Genomic DNA, 25322 nt, shown 5'->3' on the forward strand with positions numbered 1-25322 from the left:
GCTTTCGACTTATTCGTAAGTCAAATTAATGGAAACAGGCTATTTGTGGCAGAAAAAGATCTAAACTCACCAGGCTTTCGACTTATTCGTAAGTCAAATTAATGGAAACTTGAACCTGTTGACCTTTTCCTTTCAACCCGAATCTTTCGACTTATTCGTAAGTCAAATTAATGGAAACTGAAAGCCGAATACCTGATCATCCCACTCCTCAACTTTCGACTTATTCGTAAGTCAATTAATTGAATAAAAACTAGAACGATCGCATAACCATAGAGCAAACTTTGGCAGCGATCGTTATTTTTTGGGAATTACAAAAATCAAGAAAATTTAGACTAAATATTTTGCTAAACTTAACAATAGTTAATGATGAAACTTAAATTAGCTCCCTTAAAGCAGTTAAACTTTTAACAAACTTCTGAAAATCTCTCAGATGAACGAGAATCCCGCACCAGAAACCAATGAAAGCTATCGAATTAACGCCACTCCCGACTCCAGCTCACCGACAGGGGTTTATATTCCTGCCACTTTTGAGGAAGCGATTACCGAGTTGGACAAAATGCTGCCAGTGGTCTTGAAACTCAAATTGCTGGAGGATTTTATTTGGGATTATCATTTTACTTTAGGATTGTGGCTGAGAAATAATTGGAATTTGTGGAAGCATCCGCCACTCGTTCAGAATTTGGTTGAGATGGGAGCCAGTGCCCACCCGGATGATTTGGGAAGCTTGTTATTGCGGGGCTATCAGAAATATCTTAAGTCCCCTCTCGGCTATATAGATTGGTTAGAGAACTTAGACGAGGCTCATATTAAGATACAAGAACGGTTGAAATTGTTACTAAACTGCGATCGCGCTATTGTCTGGGTACGGGACAATTCCCATCAGCATTTATGGACAAAAATCTTCATTTCCAATAAAATCCAAGAAGTAAGAATGCCACAGAGTTCTGGATTACCTGGGAAAATTATAGAGTCTCAAAAAACTCTTAATATTCCTTTTGATTTGTATGACCATCCCGGAAATGAAAATATGAGTGAAACAGATAAAAAGATTGGATATCGGTCTTGTAATTTATTGGGAATGCCAATTTTTAACACCGATGGAAACATGATTGGCGCTGTGTTGTTAACGAATAAAATCAAGCCGGGGCAGTTTCCACCTTACAATCCCCAAAACTGGCCGGAAGCCCCCGAATGTTGGCAAAATAGCTTTAGTGATGATGATGAGGCCTTCCTAAAGAAATTAAATCAACAAATTGCAACAGTGATTAACCGATTTACAGTAGAAGAATAAAGTACAGATCGCTAAATTATTAGAGATTTATTCCTTATTCACTAATAATTACCAATTCCCCATTAATAAACTTTGTCCCATACGGGCACCAATTGGCTTCAGCATCAAGAGAGTAGGGATTATTGTATTCTTGTAGAGATTCTGGTGTATCAACAGATTCCAACTGGTCAAGCGTAATGGAAAATGTGACTCGTTTGCATTCCTCCACGTTGGGGCATGGAATGAGGGGGCATTCAAGTTTTAGGGGGCAGGAGGTCATAATTATGGCGACATAAGGAAAAAATAAGGATGTCAAGATTAACATCTATCGCGTCTGTGCATCTATGCGATCGCACACAGATTGCTTACGGGCTAAGTCGTAGCGCTGTTGCACTTTTCATCGTTTCTATTCAGTTTGTCTGATGGACAGGTAAGCTGAAATAAAACCTTTTCCCACCATGACCGACAACATCACCACCCAACTCACCCAAGCTTCCAAAGGTCTGCTCTTCCCCAGTGAATCTGACGCGCCCTTCGAGGCGGTCTACTGGAAAGGCGACGGTCAACTCACCCCGGCGCAACTTTTACAACTGACTGACCACCCACCTAACGCCCCCGTGCAGGTGGTGGACATTGACAAATTCTTTGCGACCGCAACAAAGACGGAAGACTGGCATGAGGAAGAGGAACGGGAAACAGTGCAGCGGTTCCGGCAATTGGTCAAGGTACTCAAGGAGAACCTATCGCAGTTGCAGGTTTACCGAGTAGGTCAGCGCACTGTTGATGCTTACATTGTCGGCGTGACTCCCGCTGGCGATTTGGCGGGGCTGTCAACTCAGGTAGTAGAAACATAACAGTTTTTCAGTCTCAAGGTAGAGAAAAAAGCTTGAGCAAATAGTGAAACTTAAGCAGCTTTAATCAACCCAGAGGAATGTATGGCTCAATCTTATACAGTCAAAGAAGGCGATACGCTTTACGGTATTGCCGAACAGTTTTACGGCGACGGCAACGAATGGGAAAAGATTTACCAAGCGAATCAAGCAGTGATTGGAGACAACCCGGATTTAATTGAACCCGGACAGCAATTAACCATTCCTGACAAATAGTTTTACTGACTGTCAACCTTATTTTCAACAGATTGCTGAACCTGTGGCGGGACATTGGACAAGAAATTTAACCCCGTCTCGCGTTCGATTTGCTTCACCGAAACTCGAAAACTTTTCCACCCTTTGCCTTTGACGCTGGCATCGTTGGGCATCATCACCGCGATCGCCCGTGTGCCTGCGGTGACTCCTTTTAATCCTAATCCCGGCTGGTCTAACACTACAATCACTTTCCAAGTTTTTCCAGGCACGGCGATCTTTTGAGTTTTTCCAATACTGCCTTTACTCCCCACCGGCCCGGCAACAAGGTAAAGCTCTTTGCCTTGACTAACCAATTGACGGCAGTAATCCTCTAAGTCACCCCACACGCCGCGATTAAGTTCTGGGACTTGCGGCATCATATTCGACATAAAAAACGTGGCTGAGTTATCCACCTCGTTGCGAGTACGGTCAGCGCTTGGTGCAATGTGTCCCCGGTCGTAGCCACTGCCCGTGTAGTCGCCAGGCCGGACTCGATACCACCCAGTCGGTAAGGAATCATCAGGGCGGAAATTGTCTTGACGGTCAGCATTTCCAATCCAAGAGCGATTCAGTTGCCACGAAACCCAATTGGCAGTGTGAGTTTTGTTGTTGTAGCTCATGGTGTACTGAGACTTCACCATCAGGTAATTGTTAGCGCTGCTCGCGATATTAGGAGCGGCATTGCTGGGATTGCCCAGCAGCAAGTTAGGGTTGTTGGTTGCTGCGGCTGCGGGCTTTTGTGGTGCAACTTGAGGAGGTGGGGATGGTGGTAAAGGCTGAGGAGCTATCTGAGGTAAGCAACCACTTAGAAATCCTGCAATCAAAGCGATCGCTCCCCATTGATAATTCTTCCTCATCCTTTCCACTCCCTTGCTCATTTCTTGTCTGTCATTATGGCATTGAGCTGAGAACTGAGATGAGATAACGTTGCTGAATTACTTAAAATATTTATGTAAGGCTCGTTAAGTGCAATAAAACGCTAGCTTCATCGGCACTCACCAATAATTCGCCTTAGCCTTCCTCTTGTCGCATATCAAAATCCGACAGTCAATGTCACGGTTCTTGTTTAAGTAACCTCGTTTGTCGTATATTAAAATTCGACAGTCAATATACCAGCGTTTTTGTTGAGATGCCTCTGTTCGTCGTATATTGAAATCCGACAGTCAGTGAGTGAATAATGCGTAAACACAAAGTTGTTATAGGAATCTTAGCAAATGCAGGAGGTGTAGGCAAGTCAACGCTAGCCGTGCATTTAGCTCAAGAAGTCAGCCAGCGAGGGGTGAAAGTAGCGATTTTGGATTTAGATCCACAGCGCTCGTTAGATGTATTTTGTGGCTTGCCTGCTGCAAACGCAGAAAACAGCATCGTTCAGGTGCTTGCTAAAGACTTTGATGGCAAGTGGCCGCTGGTATCCGTTTGGGATAATCCCAGTATCGAAATGTGCCAAGGGCATCCGAGTATGGCACAACTAGCAGGCGACCTAGTGATTCGCAGACGCGGAGAGTATGTTTTAGCAGACAGATTGAAAGCCCATCCTCTCCCTCACGACCTAATAATTTTGGATTGCCCCGCCACGCTAGGAATCATCTGCGAGAATGCGATCGCAGCCAGCACAGGATTGTTAGTTCCTATTCAACTAGAGATGAAATCGGTGTCAGGAGTAGCAGACTTAGTGCAATGGCTCATTGGAACGGCTGAAGATTTAATGTTGGAACCACGCCCACCTATTTTGGGATTAGTACCCAGCTTGTACGACAAAAGCCGAGCCATCCATCGCCAGTATTTGCAAGAACTTCCTGAAATTGCAGCCAAGCTTCATGTGAAATTGTACCCACAAATTCGAGATTCAGCCGAGTTCAAAAATTGCAGCGCCAACGGCTTGCCTTTATCCAAATATCGCCCTGCTCACCCAGCTTGTAAGGATTTCAAAGCCATTGTCAATGATATTGTTACCTTAGCTCAGGAAGGACAAGCATAATGGCAAAGCTTCCTAAAATTGGCGATCGCTTCTCCGGCGCTTATCAAGCAACTGAACAAGCAGATCGCATTGCCTCATTGCAAGCAGAAGTGGAAAAGTTGCGAGTAGCTCAATCTCCAGAATTGGAGCAACAAATCGCCACTTTGCGAGAGCAGCTTTTAGCACAGTCGGGCGAACAAGAGATTGCTGTAGAGCAGATTGACCCAAATCCCTATCAACCTCGACAAACCATTACCCAAGAAAGCATCCAAACCCTGGCGCGGAGTATGGAAAAAGACGGACAAATTGTACCGCTGATAGTCATCCCCCAGGGCGATCGCTATCTCCTCTGGGACGGGCAGCGCCGCTTTGAAGCAGCCAAAATCTTAGGCTGGAAAACGCTACGGGCTGTCAGTGCGCCCATGCCCCCGGATTTGCACCGCAAAGCACTATTAACTTTCATCCACCACGAAGACCTCAACTCATTGGACAAAGCTGAGGCAATTGTCAAAGAAATTGCTGCGAATACGGGAATTGATAGTGAAGAAATTCCTACAGTGCTCTCAACAGTGTTGCGCCGTTTGGAACGTTCAGGGCTAGCTAATCAACTGACTGCCCTAGTAACGGCTGCGACAGAGGAACAGCAGGAGGGAGTGAAACGATTGGGAGTCAGTGAAACAGAGGAAAAATTGCTGTTAGCTTTATTGGATTTGGCTTTAAATCCGGCTTCAGTAAAGGCTAACTTGATGCCGATGTTGTCCATGCCCAAGGATTTGAAAGCAGCAATTCGAGAGCAAGGATTGAAAGGAGCACACGCCCTGGCGCTGACGGTTTTATCTGCTAAAACTTTAAAAACTTCAGAGCGTCAGGCCACGAAGGAGAGGATTGAAGCAACTAACCAAGTGGTTGAGAACGATTTATCGGTGGCAAAGACTCGCGAACTGATAGCTCAAATTAAAGCTAAATACCTCAAATCAGATGAATCCAAGGAATCGACGGAATCCAAACAAGTAACAGCCCTTCTCAGAGATGTAGAGAAATTATCACCAACGGTGATGGCTTCTGCTAACTCAGAACAACTTGTACAATTGCGCCAAGCTTTACAGCAGAAACTCTCACATATTAATGATATTCTTAATTAACCGTTTTTGTAACAGACTCAAACTACCAAAATCCTAAATACTGTCAAAAACTGTGGCAAAATGTATATCAAAACCATTGTCTCAAAAATTATGTGGGAAAAAGCAACTGACCTAATTTTCACAGGAGTTGTTCACTTGAAGGGAGATAGCCTCAAACATTTCTGGATAATGGACAAATCGCTCTGTGGAATCGAAGCAGAAGAGTTTAGAGTTGCCGAAGATGCGATCGTTACTTGTCCGCATTGCAGAGAGGAGCAGGGATTTTTCGAGATTCTCCCCTCCCCTAATGAGGTATAACCAAGCTTCTTTGTTAAACTTTACATCGTATTCTATTTTGTCAGTATTCCGGCTGTTCCCCTTACTTGCATAGACTCAGCAGCCTTCGATCGCAAAGATTTTAATTGAATTACAAGCAGTAGATAGATTTGGGCTGCGTATCTCCACCAAAACCATATCCAAGCTAAACTGATAATCGCCCAAATTTTTAGAATTATCTATGGGACAAGAAAGCGCAATATGATATCTGGGGAAATCAAAAGTCAAATAGATAAAATCTGGGATGCCTTCTGGTCGGGAGGTATTTCCAATCCCCTCGAAGTCATCGAGCAGATTACTTATCTGCTGTTTCTGCGTCGTCTCGACGATTTACATACTCTGGAAGAAAACAAAGCTAACCGGCTCAAGCGCCCAATGGAACGCCGGATTTTCCCAGAAGGGGAAGATATCAAAAAACGCTCCTACGATGATTTGCGTTGGTCGAGGTTCAAGCACTTTGCAGCGAAGGAGATGTTTGAGGTCGTCAACGATCATGTTTTCCCTTTCCTGCGGACTTTGGGAGGCGATGGTTCGACTTACGCGCACCACATGAAGGATGCCCGCTTCACAATTCCGACACCGGCCCTGCTTTCTAAAGTGGTGGATTTGCTGGATGGTGTACCGATGGAAGACAGGGACACTAAAGGCGACCTTTACGAATATATGTTGGGCAAGATTGCCTCGGCTGGACAAAACGGACAGTTTCGCACGCCGCGCCACATTATTCAGTTGATGGTGGAACTGACTGCACCCAGCCCAGGCGATGTGATTTGCGATCCAGCTAGTGGGACTTGCGGTTTTCTGGTGGCTGCTAATGAATATCTGCGATCGCATCACCCGGAAATTCTGCGCGATACCAAGATGAAGCAACATTTCCACCATCAGATGTTTCACGGGTTCGATTTTGACAATACCATGCTGCGGATTGGCAGTATGAATATGCTTTTGCATGGAGTAGAAAACCCGGATGTGCGCTATCAGGATTCGCTGGCACAGGAACATTCTGATGATGAAGAATCTTATAGCCTTGTCCTCGCTAATCCGCCTTTTGCTGGTTCGTTAGACTATGAGAACACGGCTAAAGATTTGCAGGCGATCGTCAAAACTAAGAAAACTGAATTGCTATTTCTGGCTCTGTTTTTGAGATTGCTCAAGCCTGGGGGACGGGCGGCGGTAATTGTGCCGGATGGGGTGCTTTTTGGTTCTACAATGTGAATGCTGACGGGTTGAGTTTGGACGATAAAAGAACCCCTTTGCTTTCTGATGAAAAATTAGGTGCTGTGCCTGCTACTCAGTTAACAGCAGAGGAACATACTAAGAATAATCTGCCGGATGTGTTGAGTCGTTGGCAACTGCGGAATACTACAGAACGAGAGCGACTCCGCACGGCTCAGAGTTTCTGTGTACCCAAGGTTGATATTGCGACTCAGGGGTATGACCTCAGTCTGAATCGTTACAAGGAAGTGGTGCATGAAGAAGTGGAACATCGCACACCTAAAGACATCCTCGCTAATTTGGTAAAGTTAGAGGCGGAAATTCAGCAGGGGATGAAGCAATTGGAGGGGCTGCTGAAGTGAGTAGATGGGAAACTGTCACATTGGAAGACGTAACCGTTAATGGGTCACATGGTCTCAAGCGAGGGCCTTTTGGTGGAGCCATAAAGAAGGATTCCTTTGTTTCTGACGGATACAAAATTTATGAGCAAAAACACGCTATTTACGGCGACTTTGACAGTGGCTCTTACTTCATTACTGAGACTCGATATAGGGAATTAAAGAGTTTCGCTGTGGAACCAGGAGATTTGATTGTGAGCTGTTCAGGAACTTTAGGTCGTGTGGCGGTCGTTCCGCCAACTGCAAAGCCAGGAATAATAAATCAGGCTCTATTGCGAATTCGCCCGAAGTCAAACCTTGTATCTCCCCGATTTCTCAAGATGTTGCTTGAGACTCCCGATCTTCAATCCCGTCTATTTGGAAGTGCGGGCGGTTCCGCCATAAAAAATGTCAAACCACTTTCTGAAATACGGCAAGTAAAGTTTCATTTACCAGACTTGCATGAACAGCAACGCATTGCAGAAATACTCGATCTCGCGGAAGAACTCAGGTCTAAACGTCGGGAGGCGATCGCACAACTCGACACCCTCACCCAAGCCGTCTTCCTAGAGATGTTCGGCAATCCAGTTACTAATCCGTTCAAGTTTCCTTTTTTACCTCTTGAAAATGTGATATCTCGCTCATTTCAAAATGGTGCTTACTTTCCAAAAGAAGCTTACTGTAATGAAGGTGGCGTTGAAATGATTCACATGAGCGACGCATTTGAGGGTATCGTTAAGCGTGGCAATTTGAAGCGTGTGGTTTGTTCTCAGCAAGATATAGAAAAATACAAGCTGTCGAACACAGACCTAATAATTGCTAGACGCTCCCTAAACTATGAGGGGTCTGTAAAACCTTGTCTAATACCCTCCTCAAATGAGCCATTAATTTTTGAATCATCGCTGATACGGATTACACCAAACCCTGAAAAAGTAAAAATTCTCTACTTGTTTTATTACATCTTGAATCCGTATGTGCGTGAACGGTTCATTTTCCCGTTTGTTACCCAATCAACCATATCAGGTATTAATCAGGGAAATCTTGCAAAAGTCCTTCTAATGCTTCCACCGATTGATTTGCAAAACGAATTTGCCCGTCGCGTCGAAGCTGTAGAAAAACTCAAAGCAGCACACCGCGCCTCACTGTCAGAACTTGATGCCCTCTTCGCCTCCCTCCAACATCGTGCATTCCGAGGAGAGTTATAGCCATGCGTGGAGAATTCATTGGAGTTTGGTCTGAATCTTGGCGGGAAATATGGAGCAAACTTGCCCGACATACCAAAGCACCTGATGACCTGTTTATCGAGCTTTACCGAGAGTTAGTTAAGGTATTCATTATCCCACCGAATCAGACGAGCGATGAAAAAGTATTGGCTGAGAAAAGATTTGCGGAAATCGTCAGTGATCCAGCACAGGCGAAAAAGGTGTTTATGAAAACAAAGTCTAGCAGCTTATGTGGCGAACGGTTTCTTGTGAAGTTCTTTGAGCGTGCCTATCAGGTCGTAGAAGATTTGGGAGGCGATTTACTTGCCAACCGCTATTTCAATTTAGTTAATGCCTTTATAAATAAGTACAGCCTGCGTTATGACTTGAGACGGCCTTGCTTTCTTCACCCAACACTTTCTGGGATATTTGCAAATCTCATGCGTGACATCAAAACAGCGACCACGCAAGATGCTCACCTCAATAGCCTTATGAAAGACTTCGAGAGCGCAATCCGCGATCTTCGGATTGAATGCTCAGATACTAGAATTAAAACTTGTATTCAGAAACAAATCAATCTGATGGAGGCGATGGGCGCACGCTATCCAGGGGTAAACAAAACAACTTTGGGCGACATCTGCGATCAGGTTGGAACTTGGCCACATGGCGCATTAAAGGAATCCTTGAAAAGGATATATGGATTTGCCTCTGACTATCCTGGAATCAGGCATGGAAGCAATTCTAAGGGTGTAATTAGGGATATTGAAATGCGTGACATGGTAGCAGTGTCTATTCTTCTTGCTGGTTTTACCCTATCTGACAGACCAAATCAACGCTGATATTGTTTACCGAGGAGAATTATAACATGAAAGCCACCGAAGCCAAGCTACTCGCCTTTATCAAGAAGTCCCCGCAGTTCGTTATCCCCATTTACCAGCGTACCTACTCGTGGACAGAAAAGGAATGCCGACAGTTGTGGGAGGACATCCTGCGTACTGGCTCCAACGATGACATTACTGCTCACTTCGTTGGCTCTATTGTCTACATCGAAAAAGGACTTTACCAAGTATCAAGCCAGTCACCACTACTGGTAATTGACGGACAGCAACGCCTCACAACAGTTACATTATTAATTACAGCACTGGCTAATGCCCTTGATGATACTGAGCCAGTAGAAGGTTTTTCACAGCGCAAATTACGAAACTATTATTTACTTAACCCTGAAGAAGATGGAGAACAGCACTTCAAACTGATTCTTTCGCAAACTGATAAAGATTCACTTATAGCCATTCTCAATAAATCCGAGCAACCCAAAGACTATTCCATCCGCGTGACAGAAAACTTAAAACTTTTCGACTCGTTGATTAAAGATTCTAAGGATAAGCTAACGACTATATGCAAAGGACTAGCAAAACTGTTAGTTGTAGATGTTGCCCTTAGCCGAGATCAGGACAATCCACAACTCATTTTCGAGAGTATGAACTCCACTGGTCGCGAGCTAAGTCAAGCCGATCTAATCCGTAACTACATCCTCATGGGACTGGAACCTCAGCTCCAGACTAAGCTTTATGAGCAATATTGGCGACCTATGGAAGTAGAGTTTGGACAAGAGGCTTATGGTACACACTTCGACAGCTTCATGCGCCATTTTTTAACAGTGAAAACTGGTAATATTCCTAATCAGGGAGAAGTTTATGAAGCATTCAAAGCTCATGCCCGATCGCCGAATGTAGCTAAGGGAGGGGTGGAGCCAATGGTAGCTGATCTTCGCACGTTTGCCCGTTACTACTGCGCCATGACATTGGGCGCTGAACCAGACCCTGACCTTAGATTAGCCTTCCAAGACCTGCGAGAGTTGAAGGTGGATGTAGCTTACCCCTTCCTCTTGGAGCTTTATCACGATTATGCTTCGGGTGATTTTCCCAAGGCGGACTTTCTGACAGCAGTACGGCTGGTTGAATCCTATATATTCCGTCGTGCCATCTGTGCCATCCCTAATAACTCGCAAAACAAAACTTACGCCACCCTCACAAAAGCTGTTAAGAAAGATCGCTACATCGAAAGCATTCAAGCTTACTTGCTTCTATTGCAATCATATCGGCGCTTTCCCAACGATGAGGAGTTTAAGCGCGAACTGCAAACCAAAGACCTCTACAAATTCCGCAGTCGCAGTTACTGGATGCGTCGCCTGGAAAATCACAAGCGCAAGGAACAAGTGTTGGTGGACGAGTACACCATCGAACACATTCTGCCCCAGAACGAAAACCTTTCTTCAGCCTGGAAGACAGCACTGGGCGTAGAGTGGCAGCGAATTCAGCAGACTTACCTACACACCATCGGCAACCTGACTCTTACTGGATACAATTCGGAATACAGTGACAAAACATTTGCTCAAAAGCGTGATATGCCAGGAGGCTTTAAAGAAAGTCCACTGAAGCTAAATCAGGGGCTTGGAATGGTAGAACAGTGGGATGAAGATGCTATCCGGCAACGGGCAGACCGACTTTCTACCATAGCTCTCGATGTCTGGGCAGCCCCTAAACTAGAAACCAGCGTGCTTGAGTGCTATAAATCCAAGCCCGCCCAACAAGGCTATACCATAGCAGATCACCCATATTTGGTTTCGGGGCCAATGGCAGAGGTGTTTAAAGTATTCAGGAAAGAAGTTCTTGCACTTGATGACTGCGTGACCGAGGAATTTCTCAAGCTTTACGTTGCCTACAAAGCAGAGTCCAACTTTGTGGATATAGTACCGCAAGCCAAACGGTTACGCATCTCGTTAAATATGCCATTTCCCGAAATCAATGATCCCAAAGGCCTTTGCAAAGATGTATCGAGTGTAGGGCGCTGGGGTAATGGTGATGTAGAGGTTGGTCTGGCATCGCTTGATGAGTTGCCTTATGTGATAGGGTTGGTGCGACAGTCACTTGAAAGACAGATGGGAGGCATAGAGTAGTCCAATGAATAACTTTGCTTTCCTCCAAGCTGAATTCCCTACAATTTATGAATCCGCCAAGAAAGCAGTTGATGCAGTACATCCCGACCCTCGTACTGCCTGCTTTTATGCCCGTCGAACTTTGGAGTTAACCGTAAATTGGTTATATAAATACGATAATTCCCTAGAACTGCCTTATCAAGATAACCTAAGCGCCTTGATTCACGAACCTACTTTTAAAAACTTAGTAGGTGAAGCAATATTTAACAAAACAAGAGTCATTATCAAACTAGGAAATCAGGCAGTCCACAGCGCCAAACCTATCTCTATTAATGATGCTATAAATGCAGTCCGGGAGTTGTTTCACGTTACATACTGGTTAGCACACACCTATGGACGCAGCAGCAAACCAAATGCGGGGCTTACCTTCAACTCTGACGCATTGCCCAAGACTGCACCAGTTCCTAAGCAAACCATTGAACAACTTCAGAAACTAGAAACTCAACTACGAGATCGCGATGAAAAGCTCTCAATACTTCTAGCAGACAAAAACGCAATTGATGAAGAACTGAAACAACTACGGGCAGAATTGGCAGCAGTCAAAAAAGCCAGTATCACCCAGCCAGATACCCACGATTATTCTGAAGCAAAAACCCGCGATATTTTTATAGACCTTTTGTTAAAAGAAGCCGGATGGAACTTAGATCAACAACGCGATCGGGAGTTTCCGGTTACAGGGATGCCCAATTTATCAGGTCAAGGTTTTGTTGATTATATCCTCTGGGGCGATGATGGTAAACCTCTGGCAGTTGTAGAAGCTAAACGTACCCGAAACGACCCCCGCACCGGGCAACAACAGGCTAAATTATATGCCGATTGTTTAGAAACGCAATTCAATCAACGTCCGATTATTTTCTACTCCAATGGTTACGAACATTGGCTGTGGGATGATACTAATTACCCACCGCGACAGGTGCAGGGATTTTATAAAAAAACTGAATTAGAATTACTTACACAGCGCCGGACTACCCGCAAATCTTTAGCAGCAGGCACCATTAACCCTAGCATTGCCGAACGCTATTATCAAACTCGTGCCATCCGTCACATTACGGAAGCCTTAGAGACTGATAAAGACCGCAAAGCCCTGATAGTCATGGCGACTGGTGCAGGCAAAACCAGAACCGCGATCGCCTTAGTCGATCTGCTGATGCGTTGTAACTGGGCTAAACGGGTTCTATTTCTAGCAGATCGTGTAGCTTTGGTAAATCAGGCAATCAATGTATTTAAGAAACATCTCCCCGATGCCGCGCCAGTAAACTTAGTCACAGAAAAAGATACTGAAGGACGAGTATTTGCTTGCACCTATCCAACCATGATGGGATTAATTAATGATACCCGCGACGGTCAGCGTCGTTTTGGCGTAGGGCATTTTGACCTAATTATTATTGATGAGGCTCACCGATCTGTTTTTCAGAAATACCGCACAATTTTCAACTACTTTGATTCTGTCCTGCTAGGGCTAACCGCTACACCAAAGGATGAAATTGACCGCAACACTTACGGACTTTTTGACTTAGAGAATGGCGTACCTACCGATGCTTACTCGCTTGAAGATGCCGTAAACGATGGTTATCTAGTCCCCCTGAAAGCAGTATCAGTGCCGCTTAAGTTTCAGCGACAAGGCATTAATTATGGTGAACTCTCTGAATCCGAAAGAGAAGAATGGGATGCGCTTGAATGGGACACAGAAGGTAATGCCCCTGAGCGCGTAGAAGCAGAAGCAGTCAACAAGTGGTTATTCAATAAAGATACCGTGGATAAGGTACTAGAGCATCTGATGACTAGGGGGTTAAAGGTTGCTGGGGGCGATCGCTTGGGCAAAACCATTATCTTTGCTAAAAACCAAGATCATGCCGATTTTATTGCTGAACGATTTAACACCAACTACCCACACTTTAAGGGTGAATTTGCCCGCGTTATTACCTTCAAAACCACCTATGCTCAAAGCTTGATTGATAACTTTTCCCAAAAAGATAAAGAACCTCATATCGCAATCTCAGTGGATATGCTCGACACAGGGATTGACGTGCCAGAGGTAGTTAATCTGGTGCTGTTCAAAATTGTTCGCTCCAAAACTAAGTTCTGGCAGATGATAGGACGAGGTACGAGGCTATGCCCTGACCTATTTGGACTGGGGCAAGATAAACAATTTTTTTACCTGTTTGATTATTGCCAAAATTTAGAGTATTTTCAACAGAACTCAGAGACTATTAATGCACCCATAACTAAATCCTTGGGTCAGCAATTGTTTACCGCTCGATTAGAATTAATCGGAGAGCTAGATAAAAAAATACCTGAAAATCAGTCAATAAGTCAAGCAAATCTGAACAAGCTTCAAGACTATCAAGCTGCCTCAGAAGAACCCACTACCGATGCAGAATTGCGCCAGGAACTAGCCAATTTACTTAATACAGAAGTTGCAGCTATGAATACTGAAAACTTCATAGTGCGACCTAAACAACGATTCGTAGAGAAATATGCTAATTCCGCAGCATGGGCATCGTTATCGCTCGATGATTTTCTGGAACTTAGTCAAGAAATAGCTGGTTTGCCCTCCCAATTGGAAACAGAAACAGAAGAAATAAAAAGATTTGATGTTCTGATGCTGAAGTTACAATTAGCAATCCTGCGCTCTGACTCTACGTTTAAGCGTTTGCAAGAACAAGTGAAGTCAATTGCTGGGTTACTAGAAGAAAAATCAGCAATCCCTTTCGTACAAGAACAGTTAGCCCTGATTCAGGATGTACAAACCGATGACTGGTGGCAAGATGTTACCTTACCAATGCTGGAGGTATTACGCAAACGCTTACGGGGGTTAATAAAGTTAATTGAGAAACAAAAACGCCAACCTATTTACACCGACTTTGAGGATGTAATGGGGGATGAGATAATAGTAGAGATGCCTGGTTTTACAGCATTAGATAACTTTGAGAAGTTCCGTGCTAAAGCCAGGGCTTTTTTGCGATCGCATCAAGATTATGTGGTTATTTTCAAGCTACGAACTAACAAACAACTCACTGCATCGGATCTATCTGAACTAGAGAAGATACTGCTAGAGAACAAATTAGGGGTTGAGGAGGATATAGTTCGTGCTAAAGAAGAATCGCATGGGTTAGGTTTGTTTGTTCGCTCCTTAGTTGGACTAGAGCGGGAGGTAGCCAAACAGGAATTAGCTAAGTTTATATCTGGTAAAAATCTTAACTCCAATCAGATTGAATTTGTGAATATGATTGTGGATTATCTAACCGCACATGGCGCAATGGATGCAGCAATCCTCTATGAATCCCCATTTACCGACATTACGCCACAGGGGCCAGACGGATTATTTACTTCGACTCAGCTAGATGAATTATTTTCTATTCTTGAAGAAGTTTCTACACGGGCTGCTGCATAAGGCACAGCAGTAAAACCTGGGGCGTTACAAATAATCTTGTCTGAAGCCCAATTATGCCATAAGCCGAGATAGGCATCACCGTGCCAAAACGGGAAAATTGTACGCTAAGGTCGTTGAACTGCACTACTGCTATACCCTTGATGTGAATGTTGAAATTGCTTTTTGGTATGGAGAACCCGTTAAAAGTCCATAACGCCTGAAGTTAGAACCTGAGTTAATCAATACTTCGGACACTTTTTCAGGGGCAACGGTAGAATGAGGGTTTTAGGCTCCCCGATGCCCCAATTTTTAACGTTAGAATAAGGATTCCAGCCGTTTTCCTCAAAACTGTCCGGACTATTGTTAATAACAAATCTAATGATATTCCTCTGGCTCCAACCTATCCTCTGACGGTTGGCGAATGAGGTCAGCGCTAACCCATTGACGGACGGGCGGCGTGCCCATCTCTACGAGGTAAATTCGGCAGAACTGTTTACCAATGCCCGTAAGGAGTTTGAGTTGTCTGATAATTTTGCCTTCCAACCATCGACCGTTCCAAAATACTTCGCAGGGAATGTCGGCTAACTTATCCTCAGTAATAAGTTCATCTGATATATTTTTTAATTCCTGGTCACTCTTTTCAATTTTGATATTTAGCGGTGGCTTTCCCTCTAAATCATAATATTCGTAACTTTTCTCGTAATTCTCCCAGTTTTTGGGAAGCAGAAAATAAAAGCAACTGATGGCAGTCAGTAAACAAACGGCTAAGAAAAATGCTTCTACCAGAAAAAACAGAAAAAAATCTACGTTATGAGGCAAGGGAGCGGCTGCTTTCTCCAAAGCTGTTGTAACGAGAGAAAAACAGCAAAAAATAGCTAATAGTCCTAACATTAGGAAAAAGAATCTAGCACTACTTATCGTTTTCATTTTTATTTAACAGTTAATAGTTTTGCCACGAAAGCAGAAGGACGATCGCCACTCAATTCTAAATAATCCATCGCCCTAGTCATGCCCACGTACAACAGTCTCGCTTCATCAGCAATTGACTGAGATTGAGTAGGCATAAAACCAATGCCGGGAATAAATACTACTGAAAATTCTAGACCCTTGCTGCTGTGTATTGTTAATAATTTTACGCTTTGAGCTTCGGGGTGGTAGTAGCGGCTATTACTATCAGCATTAAGCCATTCTACAGGGATATCGACATTTTTCAAAGCCTGATGAAGGGATTGCCCCATGAATCCTACACGGTAAATAATCGCTATCTCATTCCAAGCTATACCGCGCTCTCTATACTCGCGAATGCGATCGCATATATGCCTTACCTCAGCGGCAAAACTAGAGCAGCGGCTAAATGTGGGTTTTGCTCCATGTCTGCCCACAGTTTCGGGTTGAAGAAGTACGGGCGCATCTTCTTCGCTATCTTCCGTAGGCTGCATGATATTTTTCGCAAACTGATAGGCAAAGTGCAAAATTTCTTCAGTGTTGCGGTAATTGAGTTTAAGAATTGTAGTTCTTCCCCTTGCCTGAATGCCCACACTGGCAAAACTAAACTTACCGAGTTGTTTCTTTTCATAAATACTCTGAGCATCGTCGTAGAGAACCAATAATGAATTAGTTTCGGGGTCAACCATCTGTACGATTAATTTAAACCAACTCGGGTGAAAATCATGCCCTTCATCCAGTAGCACTGCCCCATATTTGCCCTTGGGTATTTTTTCTTGCTCTACCCCTAAAATCACTTGCGATACTAACTGCTCCACAAATTCGTTGCCTCGGTACATGGTGCGATCTGGTAACGGTAGGTTATGGAGTCTTAATTGTTCAGCACACCAACTATGAAAATGCTGTACCATGACTTTACCCTCAGCAATGCCTTTATCTTTGAGCATTTGCCTAAGCTTTGATGCTAAGGAAATATTGAAGCACAGTACCAATATCGGTTTGTCGCTTTGTTCTGCTAAAAACTGACAGCGGTAAACCAGAATTAAGGTTTTACCTGACCCTGCCACACCATGAATTACACGATGTCCACCGCGTAGACTTCGCGCTAACTGCTCTTGCTGCAAGTCCATGATTCTAATCAGGTCAGGTGCGATCGCCACTGGTGTAATTTCTGTATCGTCTTCTGGCTCTGGTAATAGTGATGGTTGAATGGCAATATCAGGGAAAATATGCCAGCGGATGCGATTAATTTGGTGTGGGGTGAGAGGGCGCTCGAACTGATAAGGAAACATATCCCACAAACGTTGTTGAAAGTCACCCTCATCAACGCTTTCCAGCATTTCATCTTTACAAATAACTAGGTTAGATTCGATAACTTCTCCTAAGCCTTGTTTCTCGAAAACTGAGCGCGTAATGTTAGTAAAAACCACGCCGTAACCGTAAGGAATTATGCACTTACCAGCGTAGGGATTGCTGAAGTTGTGGACTAAATCGGCATCGCGTTCTAGCAATTGCACGGCATGAAATACATACTTTCGCGCTTGCTCTAAAGGGTTATTTACTTGTTTGGGATTGTTAGTGTAGCGATCTAAAATTGTCCAACTTGCCCTCGTCACATTGCGGATGGTGTCTAACTTCCAGTCTTTGACTTCTAATACCAATAACCCTCGAATGGGATGCAAGATGATGAAATCGGGGTGTAGTTGCTTTTTTCCAATGGGCACATCATACCAGATGAGGTAATCCCGATCGAGCTTTTGTTCTAACCGCATGGCCAAGCGTCTCTCTCCCGGTGTCATGCGGGATTCGCAACTGTTGAGTGAGGGAATCAGACAGGGCATGGTGGGGTGGGCTAGAGGATATTTGCATTTTATGTCTATATCCTCCAATCTCCTTCTCAACTTCATGAAAAGCGCGGAGTACCCTGTTTTTTAACCATTCAATGCAAAAGCGCATCGCGATGCGTTTTTGATACAGGAGTGAGAGGAAAAGCGCGATCTATCGCGTTTTTGGTGTGGAGGCGATCGCTTTAGTAAGACAGAGACGGTGCAAATTCACCTCAAGATATCCCGCACGTTGTTTAACTCTTTTTGTTCTGAAGGCAAGTTTAACGGATATCCCAGTTGAATCGCACGATTCTTCGTGGCTTCAGAAAAGAAATCGGGCCCTATAAAGTTATGACAGGTTGCCCAGTAAACCGGATAGTCAGAACGGTTATATCCATACCACTCACCTCCTGGATTAAGAAAATGAGCATAGTATTTGTTTTCTGACTTAAAAATGTAAACAGGTCTAATGGTTGAGCAGTAGACATAACCTGTTTTGGAAGGAGCAAAATTCCCTGATGGCTCCGCCCCCATTGGCCAGGAACGGGTTGCTAACTCTACGGAATAGAGAGTTCCATCGCTTCCTTTCTCCAGCAGTGTCTTTCTAAAAAACTTTTGCTCCCAACAGCGTCCCATGTGGCAATTTCCAGGCAGAATCAAATCGGCAAATGCTGGCAGAGCTTGGGAGATGATGGTTATGACAATGGTTAATGGCAGTAATCTTTTTTGCATACTACATGGCAATCGTCCTTACCATTCACAAATTAAACCGATCGCATCTTAAGCCACAGAAAAAATTTATTGAGTTTTTATTCTAGGAGTATAGCCTAAATTCCCCTCTTCTGTCCCTCTCGGCAGAAAATTTTCTGGAACTACTGGTTTTTCAGGCTGGCAAATCCAGAAGCCTAAATTGTTGAGAATGGCTAAAATCCAGCGATCGCAAGGCGAAAGCCTTTTTCTATGCTCGAAGGGACAAAAGAGGGTTCATATCATATCCGGTCGATTACCATGAATAAAAACCTATGGAAATATTGTTACAAAGGGATCGTCATCATGGGCGATCGCGGTTGACATGATATCCGGGGGCGAAAACGAGGCTAAAGTGCTTACCCTATAAGCTTTATGGCTGTCAATCCCTTTTGATAAAATGACTTTTTATTGCAAACCAAACTCAGTATGAACTCGACCCACTCCTGACAGGAGTCAACAGCATTATTAACAAATTAAAAAAATAATTGAGGTGTCCTAGTTAGCGATAGTGACATCTCGGTAATCCCTAGATAGTATGAGTTTATAAGGGTAATTTGAGTCTTGATTAATACACGAGATAATGTTTTTGGCTGGTGAAGTACCAGCAACAAAACCAATATAGGAAAGAGGTGTCCGTATAGCCTCTTTTTCGATCCACTGAAATGTAAAGGGAGAAAAGATGTGTCTCTAAATCTATCGGAAGAAGTCACTATTATGGCAACTTCACAACTTACAGGTCTATACCTTGCCTGGAGAGGAACAGACGAACATCTCAACATCATGTCCTCCTCAGACGGGGAACAGTTCGGAGAGAAGATTGTCCTGTCTGACACTAGCCACGTTGGGTTGGCGCTGGCGGTTTTCAACAGTCGGCTCTACTCTGCCTGGACGGGAACAGATGACCACCTCAACATTATGTCCTCCAGAGACGGGAAAAATTTTGAGAACAAGGTCGTGCTACCTGAAACCAGCAAGAGTGGACTGGCACTGGCTGCTTTCAACAATCAACTCTACATTGCTTGGAGAGGAACAGACAACCATCTCAACATTATGTCTATAGGTCAGGAACAGTTCGGAGAGAAGATTCTCCTGTCTGACACTAGCCACGTTGGGCTGGCACTGGCTGTCTTTAACAATCGGCTCTACCTTCCATGGACAGGAACAGACAACCATCTTAACTTCATGTTCTCCACAAACGGGAAAAATTTCGAGCAGAAAGCCGTCTTGTCTGATACCAGTCTTAGCGAACTGGCATTGATTGGAGTGTAATCAGTGCTTGAGTGTACTACGTTTCTAGGTTCTTTGCTATAGAGAGACGAGTGCATGACGATTGAATTTAGAACCCACAGGGGCGATTGACGCTTCGCGCCAGCGCTCAAAGCGATCGCACTTTTGATCGGAGACTGCGATCGCTCCTTGAACTAGCTTTCACATACTCAGCAAGCGCAACAAGTTTGACGATAGCTACACTATTCTCTTGCAGTTCCTAGAGAAGTTGACAAAACGACCACGCACAGGAGCTGAATGAGGTTGGCAACTCTCATGTTGGGTTTTGAATTAGAGGTGAAAAGTAATGATACTTTCATCGACTATCTCAAAGAGTTGGCAAACAAGCTAAAACTTGCCTTTTCAAAAAGCACTCTATTTTTCAAAGGAGACTATCATGAATATGGCACAAGAAATTCTTAATGCTCACAATTTTTACCGTTTAGAAGTTGGTATTCTTCCTCTGAATTGGTCAGATGAATTAGCAGCACAAGCACAAGAATGGGCAAATCACCTCTCACAAAATACATTATTCGAGCATAGTGGAACTGATGGCCAAGGAGAAAACCTTTGGATGGGTACCTCGCATGGCTTCTCTTTTACTCAAATGGTAGATGTTTGGGGCGATGAAAAAAAATATTTCGTGTATGGAACTTTTCCCAATGTTAGTTCTACAGGGAATTGGGCTGATGTCGGACACTATACTCAAATTGTCTGGAGTAATACTACACAAGTAGGATGCGCTGGTGTTGATGGTGATGATGGAAACTATAGGTTAGTTTGCCGTTATACTGCTCCTGGAAACGTTATAGGTGAAAAACCTTTTTTACGTTCGATGGGAGAAAATATAAGCGTCAGTGAGCGATCGTTCTCCGGGTGAGTTTATCAGCTACGGGGTCAAAACTTCAAGGTAAGGCGCAAAAGTGCGATTATCGCGTTTTTGCGCTTAAAAAGCATAACCAGCCAGAGGTATCGCTCTAATGCTGAGTTGTCTCGTTATCCCAGAGAATTTGAGAGATCAGGGCAAAATCCTTATCCGTAGGTTCTTTACCCAATGTTTCAGTCCAAGATTTTCTCAATTCTTGCCAAGCTTCGGGTGTTGCTGGTTTGCGGGTGAGCAAGGTAATTAATTGAGTATCGGATAGGTTTAATTTTTCAATGGGTGGGTTTGTCATATTTTTCTTATAATGGCATTAGATTGCAAGTCACTACACCTAGCTTTTACTTAAGTCATGTTTAGGCTAGGAAAGTGTGGATGTTGTTTAAGCCAAGCTCTTACGGTACGCTCCAGATTAATTCGATATAATTATGGAATTCAACCCAAACAACAATGTTGTTAAACTCTGTCTTCAAGGTATGGGCATGGAAGAAAAAGGCAAACCTGAAGAAGCAAGTAAACTGTTTCTTCAAGCCTGGAACGAAGCGACATACGACTTTGAAAAATTTATTTCAGCCCATTATGTAGCTCGATATCAAAAAAATGTTTCCGACCAATTAAAATGGCTCGAAACAGCTTTGCAGTTGGCATTAAAAATAAATAACGACACTGTTAAAAGTGCTTTCCCTTCTCTATATTCAAACATTGCCAAATGCTATGAGGACTTAAACGAACCTGACAAGGCAAAAAAGAATTATGAATTAGCAACTTCGTTTAAGGATAAACCTTCTGACAAAGGCCCCTTTTATCATGGGACGAAAGCAGATTTGCAGGTGGGCGATTTGCTGATAGCAGGAGGGAGTTCTAATTACAAACCTGAACTCAAAATGAATCACATTTATTTCACAGCCCTTGTTAATGGGGCGGGACTAGCTGCTGCATTAGCAAAAGGCGAAGGACGGGAACGAGTTTATATCGTTGAACCGACAGGGGAGTTTGAAAATGACCCGAATGTTACAGACAAAAAATTTCCGGGCAATCCGACACGCTCCTATCGCTCACTCGCACCATTAAAAATCGTTGGCGAGGTAACAGATTGGGTGAGACAAACACCTGAAGAACTCCAAAAATGGCGTGAAAAGTTGGCCAGTAACAAAGGAGAAATTATTAATTAATTTCTGAAGAGAATAATTAGTGTATGAGGATGCGCTCGCCTCCCAAGGCCCTAAATATTCTAGCAAGTTAAGCCGTAGGTAAGCAAAAACCCGGAAATCCGCGATCGTGTTGTACGGGGACAAAAGCGCGAAGCTGCGCGTTTTTGATTATTAAGGAAAGGGATTAATGATCGGACAGTCGATTTTATCGGAGTCAGCCGCCATTTTTTTGATTTTCTTTAGTACAGCTAAACAATCTCCCAAAGCCCTGTGTTCTCCATTAAGAGGCTGCCATTTGTAGTTTTTATAGTAGTAACTCCAGTTGCCCACCCACTGAGCTACCCACTCCATTATGCACTCAGAATAACGTAGGTTTATTATTGGTAAGCCGTGAAGGTTACAGCAGTAGTTCAACACCTTAATATCAAAATTAGAATTGTAGATGAAAACTCGTTTATCTGTAAGAGCTGCCACAATATAAGGATAGATTTCAGGAAAAGTGGGAGCCTGTGCCACCATTTCATCAGTTATGCCATGTACTTGTGTGGCTTCAGTGGAAATGGGAATAGTAGGCTTTATTAGTGTGTTTAGCAACGATTGACCTCTGGCATCAACAATGGCTATTTCTACTATTTCAGCCTCATTGAATCCCGTTGTCTCTGTATCCAAAACTACCCAGTCGTTAAGTGTTAATTGTTTCCTTGCCCATTTTACCGCTTTAACTCTATCTTTTTCAATGAATCCTACCTCCTTGTACCATTCGTCGTAAGCGCTCTTGTATCTTGCTTTAGCCCTACTGATTTCTAAAGCTTCTAATTGTTTCTGGGTTGGCTGTCGCTTTGGCTTGCATGACTCTGGATTTGCCGGATCGTAGAGTAATAAATCATACTTGCGAGTGGGGATGATTCCAACTGCTTTTACTGGCTTTAATCCCATTTCTGCAAGCTGTTTTTTGGTTTTTAGGTGTGGCGGTGGTTCGTCTGCTTCCCCCCACCATTTATAAGTTTTAATCTCCATAAGCTGTTAAGCATTTAAATCATTTATTCTGATTGCTATCAAAATTTCGATGTAAACAATTTGGAGTTTTGCTTATACCCAGTTTAAATGCTTAACAGCTTACCCTACTGTCATCAAAACCCCAAATGTTGTACAGCCCGTCGCTTCGTTTCTTCGCCCCGGCGGTCATACTTAGCTGTCGTCACCGGAGAAGCGTGACCCGCCAACTTCTGCACGGTGACGATATCTACCCCAGCATCGAGGAGGTCTGAGCAAAACGTGCGGCGGAAGTCGTGAGGCGAGAAAGAATCCACCCCGGCGAGTTTAGCCCGCCGCTGCAAAATCTTCAAAACACCATCGGGAGTCATCCGCCGAAATTGAATTTCTCCTCCCTTGCGAATTGGAGCAAGCAGCGGGCCCGGTTCCTCTCCCCTCAAGTTAAGCCACTGTTCTACCAAGGCGATCGCCGGCCCTGGGAGGTAAACCGTTCGGTCTTTCTTGCCCTTACCCTCCCTAATTTCCAACGCCCCCGTGTCGCGGTTGAAATCTGCCAGGTCGAGGTTGACTGCTTCAGTGCGACGGATACCACCCCCACGCAAAATAGCAATCAGCGCTGTATCTCTGACATCAACAGAACTATTACCTGAACAGCTTTTCATCAGGGAAGCAATTTCATGGGGTGACAGCGCCCGCCCCCTGGGTTTTCCCGATTGTTTGATACTCTTCACGTCCACCGCTTTACTGTAATCTTGAGAGTCGATTAAATCTAACCGTAGAGCTTCCTTTAACACTCGCCTCAAGGCGCACAGCATTTGATTAACCGAGGCTGGCGCGTACTTTTTCTCCAGTGCCGAGCGCAGCGCCGCCGTGTGCCTGTAGCGCAATGCCGCCCAATTCAAAGTCATCGCGCCGCACTCCCCACCAGTGAGCAGCTTCGCCATGATGTCGAGTCCTGCCACCATCGTTGCTTTTGAGCGATCGCTTCCCAAACTGTCGAGGTACACCACTGCTGGATGCAATGCCAGTGGCACGGGTGAGAGCAGTTTCAAGGTTTCCGGCTGTTGCTCTCCAAGTAGGGTGAGCATTTACTCTTTCTAAGTAATGTTATAAATACTAATTTAGACCAACCAGCACCCTAAATCTCCCACGATCGCCAACTAAATTTCATTCATTGCAGAGCTCCGCGATGAAAGGTGGGGGTTGCATGAAAGTTGCGTAGACCAAGCGGGCCGCAGGCATCGCTACCTGATGACTTGGGTTGGGTCTGGATGGAGGTGATCGCTCACTTGTTAAGAAATGTTTCGCCAACAGTATCGATTGCTACTCAAACGCCACAACCAACAACAAAGCATTAACAACGAATCATTTAAGGAGTAGGATTAGGATAGAGCGCGTGAACTTCATTAATTTCGGCGATAATTTCATCACTGAAATCAATATTCACACTGCTCAGATTTTCCCTTAGTTGTTCGAGGTTGGTAGCACCGATAATGGTACTACTCACAAACCAACGCGATCGCACATAAGCTAAAGCCAACTGTGCCGGAGTTAAACCGTGTTGATGGGCAATATTTAGATATGCTTGTACAGCCGACTTAACATTAGTTTTATCGTAGCGTTGTCCAAAACTCGGGAATAAAGCCAGACGAGTATTTTCGGGAATACCGCTGAGATATTTTCCTGTTAATAACCCAAAACCCAAAGGACTATAAGCCAATAATCCCACATTGTTAAATCGACAAGCTTCTGCCAAATTAATGTGAAATGTCCGATTGATCAAATTAAAAGCATTTTGAATCGAGATGATCTTAGGTAAACCATGTTTTTCGGCTAAATGACAAAACTCACAAACTCCCCAAGCTGTCTCATTACTGAGTCCGAAATAGCGGATTTTCCCCGCCTTAATTAAATCGGCAAAAACTTCTAATTGTTCAAGAATTGGGATGGTTTCACGTTCATTTTGAGGCTCGTAATCCCTGGCTCCAAATGAAGGCACATAGCGGTCTGGCCAATGAATTTGATATAAGTCAATATAGTCTGTTTTTAAGCGTTTCAGACTATCATTTAAAGCGGCTTCGACATTCACGCGATCGATGTGATTTTGCCCTGACCGTAGCCAGGTTAAATGAGCACTCGGCCCCGCCACTTTAGTCGCGAGAATAATTTTATCCCGTTGTTGTTTAACTAACCATTCACCAATATATTCCTCGGTTTTTCCTTGCGTTTCTGATTTCGTGGGGACGGGATACATCTCGGCTGTATCAATAAAATTAACCCCCTCAGAAATTGCATAATCCAGTTGTTGAGTTGCATCTTCAATAGTATTTTGCTGCCCATAAGTCATCGTACCTAAGCAGATTTCTGAGACTAATAAATCACTATCACTAAGTTTTTTATACTGCATCGGTTAATGTTTATCAAACTTTTTTGTCCTATTTTAGCACATTTTTGTCTGAGCCGGATCAACAAAAAAATAAAATGGCTTTACGTGCATGGGAATTAATAGCTACAATTGTCATTAAAGCTTAAAAAAGTCTT

Annotated in this window: 24 protein-coding genes; 16 read left to right on the forward strand and 8 right to left on the reverse strand. The window is 43.9% G+C overall.

Annotated elements, in window-relative coordinates:
• The first annotated feature begins 430 nt into the window (after nucleotides 1-430).
• The 3 genes from PN499_RS21935 to PN499_RS21945 all read left to right on the forward strand — a co-directional run bounded on the left by PN499_RS21935 (nucleotide 431) and on the right by PN499_RS21945 (nucleotide 2376).
• A complete protein-coding gene (locus tag PN499_RS21935) occupies nucleotides 431-1291 on the forward strand; it encodes a GAF domain-containing protein (protein WP_272034599.1) in 861 nt (286 codons plus the stop codon).
• 437 nt (nucleotides 1292-1728) lie between these two features.
• Nucleotides 1729-2124: a nuclease A inhibitor family protein gene (locus PN499_RS21940; protein ID WP_272034601.1), complete on the forward strand. Its 396-nt coding sequence runs from the start codon at nucleotides 1729-1731 to the stop codon at nucleotides 2122-2124.
• An 81-nt stretch (nucleotides 2125-2205) separates the two neighbouring features.
• Nucleotides 2206-2376, forward strand: coding sequence for a LysM peptidoglycan-binding domain-containing protein (locus tag PN499_RS21945; RefSeq protein ID WP_272034603.1), 171 nt, complete (start codon nucleotides 2206-2208; stop codon nucleotides 2374-2376).
• 2 nt (nucleotides 2377-2378) lie between these two features.
• Here PN499_RS21945 and PN499_RS21950 read toward each other — a convergent pair whose 3' ends face one another.
• Nucleotides 2379-3251, reverse strand: coding sequence for a DNA/RNA non-specific endonuclease (locus PN499_RS21950; protein WP_272034605.1), 873 nt, complete (start codon nucleotides 3249-3251; stop codon nucleotides 2379-2381).
• Nucleotides 3252-3571: 320 nt separating this feature from the next.
• Here PN499_RS21950 and PN499_RS21955 point away from each other — a divergent pair, with 320 nt between their 5' ends.
• From PN499_RS21955 to PN499_RS21995, 9 genes are all read left to right on the forward strand, one after another.
• Nucleotides 3572-4372 (forward strand): ParA family protein, encoded by an 801-nt coding sequence (locus PN499_RS21955; protein ID WP_272034607.1) that lies wholly within the window; start codon nucleotides 3572-3574, stop codon nucleotides 4370-4372.
• Nucleotides 4372-5493: a ParB/RepB/Spo0J family partition protein gene (locus PN499_RS21960; RefSeq protein ID WP_272034608.1), complete on the forward strand. Its 1122-nt coding sequence runs from the start codon at nucleotides 4372-4374 to the stop codon at nucleotides 5491-5493. Before PN499_RS21955 ends, PN499_RS21960 begins: the two co-directional genes overlap by 1 nt.
• A gap of 60 nt (nucleotides 5494-5553) precedes the next feature.
• A complete protein-coding gene (locus tag PN499_RS21965) occupies nucleotides 5554-5790 on the forward strand; it encodes a hypothetical protein (RefSeq protein ID WP_272034610.1) in 237 nt (78 codons plus the stop codon).
• Nucleotides 5791-6009: 219 nt separating this feature from the next.
• On the forward strand, nucleotides 6010-7023 hold the full coding sequence (locus tag PN499_RS21970) for a type I restriction-modification system subunit M (RefSeq protein ID WP_272034612.1): 1014 nt from the start codon (nucleotides 6010-6012) through the stop codon (nucleotides 7021-7023).
• Entirely contained in the window at nucleotides 7020-7385 is a 366-nt protein-coding gene (locus PN499_RS21975; protein ID WP_272034614.1) for a hypothetical protein, read from the forward strand. The genes PN499_RS21970 and PN499_RS21975 overlap by 4 nt, the downstream gene beginning before the upstream one ends.
• On the forward strand, nucleotides 7382-8605 hold the full coding sequence (locus PN499_RS21980) for a restriction endonuclease subunit S (RefSeq protein ID WP_272034616.1): 1224 nt from the start codon (nucleotides 7382-7384) through the stop codon (nucleotides 8603-8605). The genes PN499_RS21975 and PN499_RS21980 overlap by 4 nt, the downstream gene beginning before the upstream one ends.
• Nucleotides 8606-8607: 2 nt before the next feature.
• The gene (locus tag PN499_RS21985; protein WP_272034618.1) at nucleotides 8608-9441 is read left to right on the forward strand and encodes a hypothetical protein; all 834 of its coding nucleotides are present in this window, start codon (nucleotides 8608-8610) and stop codon (nucleotides 9439-9441) included.
• Between the two features lie 26 nt (nucleotides 9442-9467).
• Entirely contained in the window at nucleotides 9468-11558 is a 2091-nt protein-coding gene (locus PN499_RS21990) for a GmrSD restriction endonuclease domain-containing protein (RefSeq protein WP_272034620.1), read from the forward strand.
• Nucleotides 11559-11562: 4 nt separating this feature from the next.
• A complete protein-coding gene (locus PN499_RS21995; RefSeq protein WP_272034622.1) occupies nucleotides 11563-14991 on the forward strand; it encodes a DEAD/DEAH box helicase family protein in 3429 nt (1142 codons plus the stop codon).
• Between the two features lie 354 nt (nucleotides 14992-15345).
• Here the strand turns inward: PN499_RS21995 and PN499_RS22000 are convergent, their stop codons facing one another.
• The 3 genes from PN499_RS22000 to PN499_RS22010 all read right to left on the reverse strand — a co-directional run bounded on the left by PN499_RS22000 (nucleotide 15346) and on the right by PN499_RS22010 (nucleotide 18473).
• The gene (locus PN499_RS22000; protein WP_272034624.1) at nucleotides 15346-15897 is read right to left on the reverse strand and encodes a hypothetical protein; all 552 of its coding nucleotides are present in this window, start codon (nucleotides 15895-15897) and stop codon (nucleotides 15346-15348) included.
• A gap of 2 nt (nucleotides 15898-15899) precedes the next feature.
• Nucleotides 15900-17756: a 3'-5' exonuclease gene (locus PN499_RS22005; protein ID WP_272034626.1), complete on the reverse strand. Its 1857-nt coding sequence runs from the start codon at nucleotides 17754-17756 to the stop codon at nucleotides 15900-15902.
• Between the two features lie 213 nt (nucleotides 17757-17969).
• A complete protein-coding gene (locus PN499_RS22010; RefSeq protein ID WP_272034628.1) occupies nucleotides 17970-18473 on the reverse strand; it encodes a hypothetical protein in 504 nt (167 codons plus the stop codon).
• 732 nt (nucleotides 18474-19205) lie between these two features.
• Here PN499_RS22010 and PN499_RS22015 point away from each other — a divergent pair.
• From PN499_RS22015 to PN499_RS22025, 3 genes are all read left to right on the forward strand, one after another.
• The gene (locus PN499_RS22015; protein WP_272034630.1) at nucleotides 19206-19760 is read left to right on the forward strand and encodes a hypothetical protein; all 555 of its coding nucleotides are present in this window, start codon (nucleotides 19206-19208) and stop codon (nucleotides 19758-19760) included.
• A gap of 261 nt (nucleotides 19761-20021) precedes the next feature.
• Complete coding sequence (locus PN499_RS22020) at nucleotides 20022-20180, forward strand: hypothetical protein (RefSeq protein WP_272034632.1); 159 nt, start codon at nucleotides 20022-20024, stop codon at nucleotides 20178-20180.
• The gene (locus PN499_RS22025) at nucleotides 20155-20637 is read left to right on the forward strand and encodes a CAP domain-containing protein (protein ID WP_272034635.1); all 483 of its coding nucleotides are present in this window, start codon (nucleotides 20155-20157) and stop codon (nucleotides 20635-20637) included. Before PN499_RS22020 ends, PN499_RS22025 begins: the two co-directional genes overlap by 26 nt.
• A gap of 97 nt (nucleotides 20638-20734) precedes the next feature.
• Here PN499_RS22025 and PN499_RS22030 read toward each other — a convergent pair whose 3' ends face one another.
• Nucleotides 20735-20932 carry a hypothetical protein gene (locus PN499_RS22030; protein ID WP_272034638.1) on the reverse strand — a complete coding sequence of 66 codons (198 nt, stop codon included), beginning with the start codon at nucleotides 20930-20932 and terminating at the stop codon, nucleotides 20735-20737.
• A gap of 406 nt (nucleotides 20933-21338) precedes the next feature.
• On the opposite strand from PN499_RS22030, the gene arr reads away from it, so the two are divergent.
• Nucleotides 21339-21809, forward strand: a complete 471-nt coding sequence (arr, locus tag PN499_RS22035) for an NAD(+)--rifampin ADP-ribosyltransferase (protein WP_417063893.1) — start codon at nucleotides 21339-21341, stop codon at nucleotides 21807-21809.
• Between the two features lie 150 nt (nucleotides 21810-21959).
• On the opposite strand, the gene PN499_RS22040 is transcribed toward arr, so the two are convergent.
• The 3 genes from PN499_RS22040 to PN499_RS22050 form a co-directional block, all read right to left on the reverse strand.
• Nucleotides 21960-22805, reverse strand: coding sequence for a 3'-5' exonuclease (locus PN499_RS22040; protein ID WP_272034642.1), 846 nt, complete (start codon nucleotides 22803-22805; stop codon nucleotides 21960-21962).
• 113 nt (nucleotides 22806-22918) lie between these two features.
• Complete coding sequence (locus PN499_RS22045; protein ID WP_272034644.1) at nucleotides 22919-23869, reverse strand: tyrosine-type recombinase/integrase; 951 nt, start codon at nucleotides 23867-23869, stop codon at nucleotides 22919-22921.
• 281 nt (nucleotides 23870-24150) lie between these two features.
• Entirely contained in the window at nucleotides 24151-25188 is a 1038-nt protein-coding gene (locus tag PN499_RS22050) for an NADP(H)-dependent aldo-keto reductase (protein ID WP_272034645.1), read from the reverse strand.
• Nucleotides 25189-25322: the final 134 nt, after the last annotated feature.

The organism is Kamptonema animale CS-326 (assembly GCF_028330895.1).
GTDB lineage: Bacteria > Cyanobacteriota > Cyanobacteriia > Cyanobacteriales > Microcoleaceae > Kamptonema > Kamptonema formosum.